Below are 11,210 nucleotides of genomic sequence, written 5' to 3'. Positions count from 1 at the left end.
AAATTAAGCAACCTTAACTATGAACGAACATAATCCTATTGCTGTAAGAATAGACGAAATGGTGCAGGTTTGGAAAATGAACGTGCAACCGCAACATTACCTTATCCGCTGGATGCTGAAGCCGGAAGACCATCGTATGTACGAAGGGTTTTGCCGCCTGGAGGCATCGCCACACGGAAAACTCGATAACCTGTTTGTATTCTTTTATACACCCTTCAACCAGGCAACTACTTACAGTCATGCCCTCTTGCAAAACTGGTTGAATGAATACGACGATGAGCAAAATCAAAAGCTGCTGGTCCATGCTGGCAAAGGCGTTTGGGAAGTAGCATCGCTTAGAAAGGCGGTAGCCGAAAAAGACTATGCAGCCTGCGACCTGTTGTTACCCGGCATGATCCAATCTTACAGACATTTTATCGGACAGCCTGATGCGCAGTTTGTATTAGCCCTGCTGCCAAAACAAATGAGCAGTCCCGATACGTTTCAACAATGGATCCGGCAGTGGATGCAGCAGCCCAAACAACCCGGTATTCAATTACTGGTGTTTGATCATGAAGAAGGTAATTTCTCGGGCGACGTTTTTGAAAACTATGCCGATCATGCGGTTACGCTGAAACACGACCTGCGGATGCAGGATGCCATCAGGCAGATTGCAACAGCCGGCGCAGCTACCGATCCCTATGCATTTTTCAGGAAATGTATGTTCGAAATGGGAACGGCCGCCAATAAGAAAAACAAACCCCTGCTGGCAGAATGGGGCGGGAAAGCCATCGAGTGCGGGATGAAGACAGGCGATAAAAGTTTACTCGCAACAGCTTACATCACGTTTGCCGGCATGCTGTTCAATTTTAAAGACCACGAACGCATCAATGAATTGCTGGATACCGGCATCAGGTTATGTAAACAGGAAGTTGCCGCCGGCAATGAATCCATAAAACCTTTGTTGTTGCAATATTATACCTACAAAGGGGCCGATTGCCAGATCCAGAAAGAGAGAAAAGAAGCATTGGAATGGTTTATGAAAGCCGGTGATGAAGCAGTGGTCTTTGGCTTTGCCTCGCAGGCAGTATCTGCCTATTACAAAGCCTGGATCTTCGCCGACTACAAAGGCTGGAAGGAAGAAAAACTCCAGGCGGGTAAACAGGCATTACAACTCACCAACCAGCTGACCGATGAAGAAATCCAGGCCTCCGAGTATCCCTTTATGGCGTATGACTATGTGCAGCTGCAACAGCACGAAGAAGACAGCCTTGCAGAAATAGTGACCCATAAAATGCTCGCCGCCTATGGAGCCAACTGGCAACAAACTATTGAAGAATTAAAACAGAATTATACAAAGAAAAAGATCAGGCAGGCCAATGCAGGTGAAATAATGGTTTCATAGCAATCACAAACAATAAACCAGTAAATAGCATCCAGGTACATCATCCTTAAAATCATCAGTATGGAAAACATGAGTTCTGTCAGGTCTAAAATTGAAATGATCGATGAAGAAATAACCATCAGGTATGTAGATGAATTGCGGGCCAAGGAAAGCCGCATTGATTTTACCAAAGATGGCTGGGTGGAAGAAATGCGCACCATTGAATCGGAATACCGAAAAAAGATAGCCCCGGAGCTGGCTTTTATTCGCCGGACGATAGGGGAGGCATTAGCCGCCAATTCATTTAAAGACCTGCAGTCAATAGACGCCATGTTGAACGACACCAACCGGCTAAAGAATTACATCAACCCAACGTTTGCGGAACTGGAAGAAAATATAAAAAGCGGTAGCCATGAATACCTGGTGCTGAGCCTGCTGTTGTTTGAAGCCAGGAACCTGGAAGCGGATGCCCGCGATGAAATGATCTATTTCGGCGACCTGGTACGGTTCTGTGAATCAAAAAGGGTAGATGTAAAACCCATCTTAAAGCAATTGCTTCCTTTTGCTTCCAATGAAATAAAATACGGCGCCAACTCCGTACAGTCAATATTTCAGCATGCAATAGAGCATGCTGTCTCCATTCCAGAAAACAGCAATCAGTAAATAGAAACAAGAAACTTTTTTCTATGTACGTAGCCAACACGCATCTGAAGCCGGTGATAGGCATCGATATTCACTTTGTGAATACCCCGATCCCGTTTATTCCGCTTCCTCATCCATACATTGGCCTGGTAATCGATCCCTTCGATTATCTTCCCTTTATTGGCGCTACCGTAAAAGTAAATCATGTGCCGCGCGGCAATACCGACACCGGTGGCATGATCATTACGTTTATGCACATTCCCTTTGGAATAGGCTTTTCATTAATGCCCATCATTGGGCACGACAGCCAGAACTTTTTTGGCAGTAAAACGGTTTCGGTTGATGGGGCGCCCATGAGTGGAGCGGGGTATTTGTTGATGACGTGTAACGACATTGGCATTCCATTGTCGTTCAGGCCGGGTAAAAAATTTAAACCAATTCCTTCATTATACCTGCCCACTTCATTTTGCATCCCCCTGCAATGGGGTAAACCGGTAATGGTGGGCGGACCGCTGGTGCCCAACTTCAGCCTGATGGCATTATTAAAAGCATTTGCCTTTGGTTCTTTCCTGAAAATATTTGGCAAACTGGGCGGCAAACTGCTGAAGGCTTTAAACCATAAGGTGCTGAAGAAATTTCCGGCCACCAAAAAGCTCAGCAATAAGTTTTGTAAAATGGGCTTTGAACCGGTTGATCTTATCACCGGCCGGGTAAATTATGAATACACCGATTTTGAATTACCTGGTCCCCTTCCACTTACCTGGAAACGCACCTGGGACAGCGATTCGGGCATTGCCGGTCCGCTGGGCCATGGCGTACAATTGAGTTATGACCGTTGTGTGCAGATCTGGCCGGAAGAAGGTGGACTTTCTGTAACCATGGCCGATGGCCGCCTGGCCGTATTTCCTTTATTATATTATGGGGAAAGCTTTTATCATCCCCAGGAAAATGTATTACTCCGCCGAAAACAGAATGGACATTTTTTGTTAGAAGTTTATAACGAGTCGCTGTATTATCATTTCAATTACGAGCAACAACTTCACACCTGGAAGTTGTCGTTTATTGAAAACTACAGCGGCAACCGCATACAGTTGCATTACACCGGCGGATACATCTCAGCCATAACAGATTCCGCCGGCAGGCAACTGCTTTTAACGTTGGATAAACAACATCGCATTACTGAAGTTGTAGTAAAACACCGGCAACTTGAACAAACATTGGTTTCCTATGTATACAATGAGGACGGCGACCTGGTGCAAATTGCCGATGCCTTAAACCAGGTGGTGGAAGTGGCCTACAGCAATCACCTGATGGTACAAAAAACCGACCGGAACGGGCAGCGCTTTTACTGGGAATACGACAGTAAAAAACGATGCGTCCATACCTGGGGGGATGGCGGCCTGCTGGAAGGGTTTATTCAATACGGCAAGGGCTGCAATACAGTAACGAACTCACTGGGAGAAAATACGACCTATTACTTCGATGAGAATAATTTGTGTGTGCAGGAAACAGATCATTATGGCAATCATAAGTATACCGAATATACCGAAGACTTTGAGCTGTACCGGGAGATAGATGAAGCTGGTAACATAACCGGTTATTCGTATGACGAAAGAAACCGGGTAAAAGAAAAAACCTTTCCCGATGGCACTACCCGCCAGTTTCTTTACAATGAGTATGATCAAATCGTACTGTTTATTCAGCAGGATGGCAGCAGCCAAACCTTTGGGTATGATGAGTTACGCCGGCTGCAGTTCATTAATTACCCCAATGGATTAACCACTACGTATGAATACAATGCAGATGGGCAGCTGGAAACAATTATTGAAACCGGTAACCGCAAAACGGCATTGAGTTACGATGAAGATGACAACCTAATTACGGTACAATTGCCAGACGGCGGCATAGCCCGCTGGAAGTATGATGCATTGGGTCGTTGTATTCAAACCACCAATCCCGAAGGGCAAATGCGCTTTATTGAGTACGACCCGTTGAGCCGGATAAACTCCATTCTGTTACCTGATGGCAATAAAGTAGAATTAAGTTATGATGGTTATGAAGAAGTAACCCGGGCCTTTGATAAACATACCCAGGCAAATTTTGAATACACCCCGCTGGGTAAACTAACCAAACAAACACTCCAAAACGCCACCGTGTCATTTTTGTACGACACAGAAGAACGCCTGCATACCGTTGTGAACGAGGCAGGCAAACACTTCCATGTTGATTACAATAAACGGGGTGAAATTATCAGTGAAACCGGGTTTGATGGAACACAGAAGAAATTTGAAAGGGATGCTACAGGTCAGGTAATCAGGACCCGGCGCCCAGGTGACAGGTTCACTAAATATGAGTACGATGCCAATGGCAGAATAACCCGGATAGCATATGAAGATGGCAGCTGGGAATTTTACAGCTATACCAGAAATGGCGACATGCAGGAAGCCGTAAATGAATACAGCACCGTTTCGTTTAAAAGAAATAAACTCGGCTATATTGAAGAAGAATCCCAGAATGGTTATACCGTACAAAGTAAATACGATAAATGTGGCAGCCGCACTTCCATTGTAAGTAGTTTGGGCGCCGATATTCAACTAAACCACAACCGGTTTGGTCTTGTGCACGACATCCGGGCAAGGCAGGAAGCAACAACCTGGCAGGCACAGCTGAAATACGATAAGAACGGGCGGGAAACAGAACGCGTATTACCAGGAGGTATAACCAATGAATGGAAATTTGACCAGGCCGGCAGAGCTACAGAACAAAAACTAAGCAGGAACGGCATTGTACAAAGCTGGAAGAAATTTACCTGGGACGCCAACGACCGGCTTACCGATATCTTCGATGCTGTTTCGCAGAGTAATACCCGTTTTAAACACGATGCATTAGGCAACCTGGTATTTGCTCAATATGCTGATAATACCATTTTGCATCGCAACGCCGATGCAACAGGTAATATTTATGAAACAAAAGAACAATCAGATCGCAAGTACAATACCGCCGGGGCATTACTGGAAAGTAAACGATACACCTTTAAATACGACGAAGAAGGAAATCTGATCAGCAAAACGGAGAAGTCCACGGGGAAAAAACATGGTATGATTGGTACGCCAATGGCATGTTGAAAAGGGTAGTACATCCTGATGGAGGAGAAGTAACTTTTACCTACGATGCCCTTGGCCGGCGGATAAAAAAATGCGCTAACGGCAAAGTGACCCGCTGGCTGTGGGATGGTAATACACCTTTGCACGAATGGACCTTTGATGAAAAAGAGGAACCGAAACCGGTAGTAAATGAATGGGGCGAAATAAGCTGGGACCACCAGGAACCCAACCCCACCAACCTGCCTGCTGAAAATACCGGTATCACCTGGGTATTTGAAGCCGACAGGCAACTGCCCTGCGCAAAAATAGAGAACGGTAAAGCATATAGTATTATAAACGACCATGCAGGCACCCCACGGGAGGCATATGATGAAGCAGGAATAAAAGTATGGGAATGTGAACTGGATATTTATGGGCGGCCAAAAGTGATTGTGGGTAATAAAAATTTTATACCTTTCCGTTACGAGGGACAGTATGAGGATGAAGAAACGGGTTTATATTATAACCGGTTCCGTTATTATAACCCCGAAGAAGGACGATATGTTTCAAAGGACCCGATTTCAATTGCCGGCGGCCTGAACGTGTATGCCTATGTAGCTGATGTTAACATCAGCGTTGATCCCCTTGGGCTTAAAGAATGTACCTTAACTTACAGACATAAATTAAAGCCAGGTAAAGTTACCAACGAAAGGGAATTGAGACGGCAGTTGGCCGAACAGATGAGAGCCATGAACAAGATCCTGAAGAATGAAGGGATGGCAGGCTTAAAACAAAGGATCAGAAATTACAATGCTGCCCTGGAAAAGGAAGGAAGAGCACATACTAAATCACTGGGTAGTGCAGGTGAGGGTAAGATTTGGGCGCATACCCCGGATATGAGAACAGGTGGCGGCCCCAAAGATGTATCAAAAATTCCTGCGGGCAGAAGAGAAAACTCCATCCTCGGTGGTCAGGCCCCAACGATAGCCGATAAAATACTGGAGATGGATGATGATGTGACAAGGATCAAAGGGATACTGGAAGTTTTTTGATAAAAATATTTTTTATGAATATCATTGATGACTATAAAAATGCCGACGACGACCAAAAGGTTGAATTACTAAGCGATCTTGAGTTTGAAGAAGATACTCCTGAAAAATGGGAGTTCTTACGGTCAGTAATAACCAATAAGGATGAGTATGATCTCGCCAGGATAGAAGCGCTGAAAATTATTGAGGTTGCGCCGCTCCTTGATGACGAGTTCGCACCCTTTTGCGAGGCGTTGATCACTATTATAAACACCGAACAGGATGCTGATGTCAGGAACTACGCTGTTATGGCGTCAAAGAATTTTGTGAACGATAGCGAGGAGTTAAAAGAACTGATTATAAAACTGGTGCTTGATCCCAAAGAAGAGCAGGCCGTACGGCACAACGCCTATCATGCAGTTAAAGCATTTTTCGATTTACCACGCAGAAAGGTTATTTTGGAAAAACTCACCACCGATAAAGAGTTTGGTAAACTGGCTAAACAAGACCTGAAGGAATTGCATAGCTCAGAATAATAGATAGGAAGTAAGGAGAATAAAATTCAAAATCACCTGGGCAATACAGTTATTGTCCAGGTGTTTTGTTTTTGACAGGCCATACTTGTCAGGAACGCCCTTCGCGCTTCTCATCAAAGTATTTGTCAACCGACCAGGGACCATTTCCTGCAATCAGAAAATAAATAAGCCCGGCCAGGCAAACTAAAGTGACCGCCATTTCCTGGAATGGGCGAAACATAGCCTGGTTTACAAAAAAGATAGCGCCGATCAAAATAGGTATTTGCATTATACAGGCTGCGCGGGTAAGCAAACCCACTGCCAGCATCAAACCACCTATGAGGTGCGCAAAAACAATATAGTGACCTAATAAACTTAAACTGAAATAACTGTTAGGTAAGAAGGTGCCCATTCGGCCGATCATGGCACTCATATTCTCCAGAAATTCGATCCCTTTATAACAGAGGAAGATACCGAGTACGAAGCGGAAGATGTCCGCCCATTTGGGATGGTGCCTGTCACCCCAAAACTCTAATCGTTGAAGGAGGTTCATACGGCAAAATTTAGATTAATAAAGAAAGAGCCTGTTAAAGGTAGTACTATTTTATCACTCACTGTTAGAACGCCGGAAATGACTAAAAACAAAAATCCCCCCGATTTATCGGGGGGAATATTCTATAAAACTATTTATTCAATGTTTAAACGGAAACTGTAGCTCCTTTATGGGAGAATAATGAATCGAAGATCTGCATGCCCGCCATTTTAAGCTTGCCGGAAAAAGAACTGTTGATGTTACCTGTGTAATCAACATACTTCACTACTACTTTCACCATGATCATCGGTTCGCTCTTTACTTTTTCCTGACGGGTGGGGGAGGCAGTTAACCAATTTTCCAATTCAGTGGCATCTTCGTTAATAAATCCTTTGCCCTGAATTTTCAAACGATAGGCGATTCCCTTCTTGAAAAATTCCATGCGAACCGGAAACTCTTTGTCAAATGCTTCAATATCCTGAGCTGGCTTAGGGATAGCAAACCTGATCTCATCTCCATCCTCATTCAGCTCCATTTCAGTAACCAGGTGATTCGGCAATTTGAACAAAGAGTCATTTTCAGCAAAAAACAATGCGCTGTTCAGTTCCAACAACTTCCTCTTTAACAACTTACCGGGTAAATTAGAATTCATAGTATCCGTTTTATATTATAGAATAGAAAACTCGGTATGGATTATACACTAACGCGTGCTGAGCAATTTTTGCAAAATACCCAATTGCCATACCATATTCCTGATGAATGATTCTTAACGTATTAGTGCAGGGCACATCAAAAGCTCCGTCCCATAATTGGACAGGTTTTTCCAAATTTGACATTCCTTACACACGCACCGTTGGATTACCCGGTAATAAAAAAGATTGTAGATAGAATAAACTGGATTTAAATCAGACCTGTGAACCTTTAATCAGAACAACGGACTTTACAGATTGTTCTTTAAGATGTAGATAGCTTTTTCGTGTTTCGTCCTGTGAATACTGCTCAAGACCTTCCTCATTTTCAAAAGCTACCAGGTGGATTTCGAATGGCGGTTCAATAGAATTATCTACAAATGTACTACTTGTTGGCCGAATTCGTAAAAGAAGTTGCCCCTTATATTTCCACAATAGTGGAAGAACTATATTTTCAAACTCAAAGAACGCTTCCTCGTGTCCTTCTTTTATATAAATCAGCTGTGTCAGGTAGATCATTTTTAGGGTTTTCTGCAATATACCACCGAAACGGAGGCTAAAACTGCGTAATTTTTACCTTTTGCCTGGTAAGTATTATGTTAAAACCCATCAAAACACTCTGTTAAAAAAATTATGCCAGCCAATAAACATTACGGTTAGTGGATAGTCTATGTAAAACGAACCCGATATGACTGCCCATCCAAAATATCTTGTATCATCACGTACAAAGTTGGTGCTGCTTACGGCACTGGCCATTACTTTCCTGATCTTGTTACCCAGGTTATTATTATGGCAGCGGTTATCACAGGGGAGATTTGGTGCTGAAACCAATCTGGCTGATCTTTCATTTAGAGCGCTTTACATATTTCTTACATCCATTGTGTATTTTGTTATACACTTGCACACAAACATCAGTAAAATTGGTTTCATAACTATCAACTATAACAGCTTTTGGCAGCGCATCTTAATAAGTATCATTACTTTTTTTATCCTCAATTCCCTGCTGTTTCACTTTCATATTATTTTATTTCCGCCGCAAACAAACGCCGCCTTGCTTAAATTTCTTTTTACGATCAATATGGTGATTACAGTTATTCTCACCATATTGTTTGCACAGATCTTTCGCCTGTTATTATACAACTACCACATGCGTTTATCAAATGCATCATTATTAAAAGCAAATGCCGAAACAAAGTATGAAGTGCTGAAGAACCAGGTGAACCCGCATTTCTTATTCAATTCATTAAACACCATCAATTCATTAATTACAACCGATCAGCAGGCAGCTGTGCATTTTGTAAATAACATGTCGGATGTATACCGGTATGCATTAAAAAGCCATGAAGTAAATTCCATATCCCTGCAGGAAGAATTACAATTTATTACAGCCTATACCGAAGTATTAAAAGGCAGGTATGGAAATAAGATGCAGATAGCTATACAGGTAACGCCAACTTATCAACAATACCGGGTGCCGCCCATGGCTTTACAGATCCTGATTGAAAACGCAGTTAAACATAACATAGCCTCCTATAACAAGCCGTTGCACATTCACATTTTTACCAATGAGGTGGCCGGACTGGTGGTTACCAATAACCGCCAGCAACGAAAACAACCAGAGCCATCAACGGGAGTGGGGTTACAGAATTTAAACCAACGTTGCCAGTATTTATCAAACCACCCATTGATCATCCAACAAACCGAAACCAGCTTTTCGGTAACCATTCCTTTAATGAATTAACAAACCATGAAAATTGCAATTATAGAAGATGAAGAAAGGGCGGTGCAACAATTAAAAAGCCTGTTGCCCCAAACACTGCCTGCTGCCGATGTGGTGGCTGTTATTGATACGGTGGAAGAATCAGTTGCCTGGCTGGGCAACAGCCCCGCCGTTGACCTTATCTTCCTGGATATTCACCTGGCCGATGGCGCCTGCTTTTCCATCTTTCAGCAATGTAAAATTGAGGTCCCTATTATTTTTATCACCGCGTACGATCAATATGCCATCAAGGCCTTTGAAGTAAACAGCATCGACTACTTATTAAAACCGCTACGGAAAGAAAGATTACAGCAGGCACTGGACAAGTTCCAACGTCTTAATGACCGGAAACAAAGCCTGCTTCCTGAACAACAATTACAACAGATAACCCGGGAAATAACAAGAGCAAGCAGTTATAAACGCCATTTCCTTATCCCGCATAAAGACCGCCTGATACCTGTACAGGCCTCTGCCTTTGCTTTTTTTGAAATAAAGGGTGGGATAGTACGCGGCATTACATTCGATAAAAAGCACTGGTTATTGGAAGAAAGCCTGGATGAATTGACCGATTTATTACATCCTGAAGCGTTTTACCGCGCCAACAGACAGTTCCTGGTAAGCCGCAAGGCCATCAAGGAAATCGAGCATTATTTCAATGGCCGGTTTTGTTTGCATTTATTACCCAACCCCGAAGAACCTGTGCTGGTGAGTAAAGCAAAGGCCGGTAAGTTCCGGGAATGGATGCAAGGCATAATGTGATAATTCGATAATGTGATAATGGGGGGCGCTCATTATGCTGGCTCAAAATTGAAATCAGCAGTTTTACCGGCAATCTTGTCAGCTTGAAAGTATTTACTATGACCCATGTTATAAGCATGGAGTACTTTGTATAAAAATGGAAACTAAAAATATGAAAAGGATCATCAAAATCACTGTCATGCTGGTATTGGTTATACTGGCATCCAATGCGTCTGCACAAAACAAAATGGACGAAGTAAAAGCTAAATACCAGGAGCTAAAACAAAAGTTGAATCTCACTGAAGATCAATCAAAAAAGGTAGATGCCATCAACACCACCTGGTTTGAAGGCGTTGCAGACTTAAAGAAATCGAACGAGTCTAAATTGTCCAAACGCAGTAAGTTCAAGTCATTGAATAATACCAGGGACAAACAAATGAAAGATGTATTAACAAAAGACCAGTTTAAAATCTACAAAGCAAACCAGAAAGAGATGAAAGAAGAGTTTAAACAACGAAGAGCTAATAGAGAATAGGAATACAGCTAAAAGCTCAAAGCCAAAAGCTTAAAGCAAAAAACATGAAAAGTTAGTTTAATTGAATGCACCTATATGATTTACTTTAAGCTTTTACCTTTTTACTTTTGCCCTGTATTCCGCTACCAGACTGACAAACGTTCTAACAACACTTAATCTTAATAAGATTTAACATTAAAGACATACAAGTATAAACCTATTCACCTACATTTGCACTTTCATATGGCAAGCAATCGTTTGAGCCCCGTGTTTCTACATAGGGCTTCTTTTTTTTAGCACCCTGCCAAACCGGGTAAACACAGTTCCCACGTAAAAACCCGCACACT

General features: G+C 42.8%; 11 protein-coding genes. 8 read left to right on the top strand and 3 right to left on the bottom strand.

Annotated features, from left to right (window positions below; genetic code table 11):
- Positions 1-19 precede the first annotated feature (19 nt).
- The 5 genes from NIAKO_RS12795 to NIAKO_RS12775 are packed head-to-tail and all read left to right on the top strand — an operon-like array spanning position 20 to position 6,652.
- Positions 20-1,384 (top strand): hypothetical protein, encoded by a 1,365-nt coding sequence (locus tag NIAKO_RS12795; RefSeq protein WP_014218851.1) that lies wholly within the window; start codon positions 20-22, stop codon positions 1,382-1,384.
- 60 nt (positions 1,385-1,444) lie between these two features.
- Positions 1,445-2,026, top strand: coding sequence for a hypothetical protein (locus NIAKO_RS12790; RefSeq protein WP_014218850.1), 582 nt, complete (start codon positions 1,445-1,447; stop codon positions 2,024-2,026).
- 23 nt (positions 2,027-2,049) lie between these two features.
- Positions 2,050-5,130 carry a DUF6531 domain-containing protein gene (locus NIAKO_RS12785; RefSeq protein ID WP_014218849.1) on the top strand — a complete coding sequence of 1,027 codons (3,081 nt, stop codon included), beginning with the start codon at positions 2,050-2,052 and terminating at the stop codon, positions 5,128-5,130.
- Positions 5,124-6,140, top strand: coding sequence for an RHS repeat domain-containing protein (locus tag NIAKO_RS36665; RefSeq protein ID WP_014218848.1), 1,017 nt, complete (start codon positions 5,124-5,126; stop codon positions 6,138-6,140). The genes NIAKO_RS12785 and NIAKO_RS36665 overlap by 7 nt, the downstream gene beginning before the upstream one ends.
- Positions 6,141-6,154: 14 nt before the next feature.
- A complete protein-coding gene (locus tag NIAKO_RS12775) occupies positions 6,155-6,652 on the top strand; it encodes a hypothetical protein (protein WP_014218847.1) in 498 nt (165 codons plus the stop codon).
- 88 nt (positions 6,653-6,740) lie between these two features.
- Here NIAKO_RS12775 and NIAKO_RS12770 read toward each other — a convergent pair whose 3' ends face one another.
- From NIAKO_RS12770 to NIAKO_RS12760, 3 genes are all read right to left on the bottom strand, one after another.
- A complete protein-coding gene (locus tag NIAKO_RS12770) occupies positions 6,741-7,184 on the bottom strand; it encodes a DoxX family protein (RefSeq protein WP_014218846.1) in 444 nt (147 codons plus the stop codon).
- A 145-nt stretch (positions 7,185-7,329) separates the two neighbouring features.
- Positions 7,330-7,815, bottom strand: coding sequence for a hypothetical protein (locus NIAKO_RS12765; RefSeq protein ID WP_014218845.1), 486 nt, complete (start codon positions 7,813-7,815; stop codon positions 7,330-7,332).
- A 253-nt stretch (positions 7,816-8,068) separates the two neighbouring features.
- A complete protein-coding gene (locus tag NIAKO_RS12760; RefSeq protein WP_014218844.1) occupies positions 8,069-8,371 on the bottom strand; it encodes a hypothetical protein in 303 nt (100 codons plus the stop codon).
- A gap of 169 nt (positions 8,372-8,540) precedes the next feature.
- Here NIAKO_RS12760 and NIAKO_RS36660 point away from each other — a divergent pair, with 169 nt between their 5' ends.
- The 3 genes from NIAKO_RS36660 (at position 8,541) to NIAKO_RS12745 (ending at position 10,884) form a co-directional block, all read left to right on the top strand.
- Positions 8,541-9,593, top strand: coding sequence for a sensor histidine kinase (locus NIAKO_RS36660; protein ID WP_014218843.1), 1,053 nt, complete (start codon positions 8,541-8,543; stop codon positions 9,591-9,593).
- Positions 9,594-9,599: 6 nt separating this feature from the next.
- Positions 9,600-10,370: a LytR/AlgR family response regulator transcription factor gene (locus NIAKO_RS12750; RefSeq protein ID WP_014218842.1), complete on the top strand. Its 771-nt coding sequence runs from the start codon at positions 9,600-9,602 to the stop codon at positions 10,368-10,370.
- 151 nt (positions 10,371-10,521) lie between these two features.
- A complete protein-coding gene (locus NIAKO_RS12745) occupies positions 10,522-10,884 on the top strand; it encodes a hypothetical protein (RefSeq protein WP_014218841.1) in 363 nt (120 codons plus the stop codon).
- Positions 10,885-11,210: the final 326 nt, after the last annotated feature.

The organism is Niastella koreensis GR20-10, assembly GCF_000246855.1.
Taxonomy (GTDB): domain Bacteria; phylum Bacteroidota; class Bacteroidia; order Chitinophagales; family Chitinophagaceae; genus Niastella; species Niastella koreensis.
This window is presented reverse-complemented; position numbering and strand designations above follow the sequence as displayed.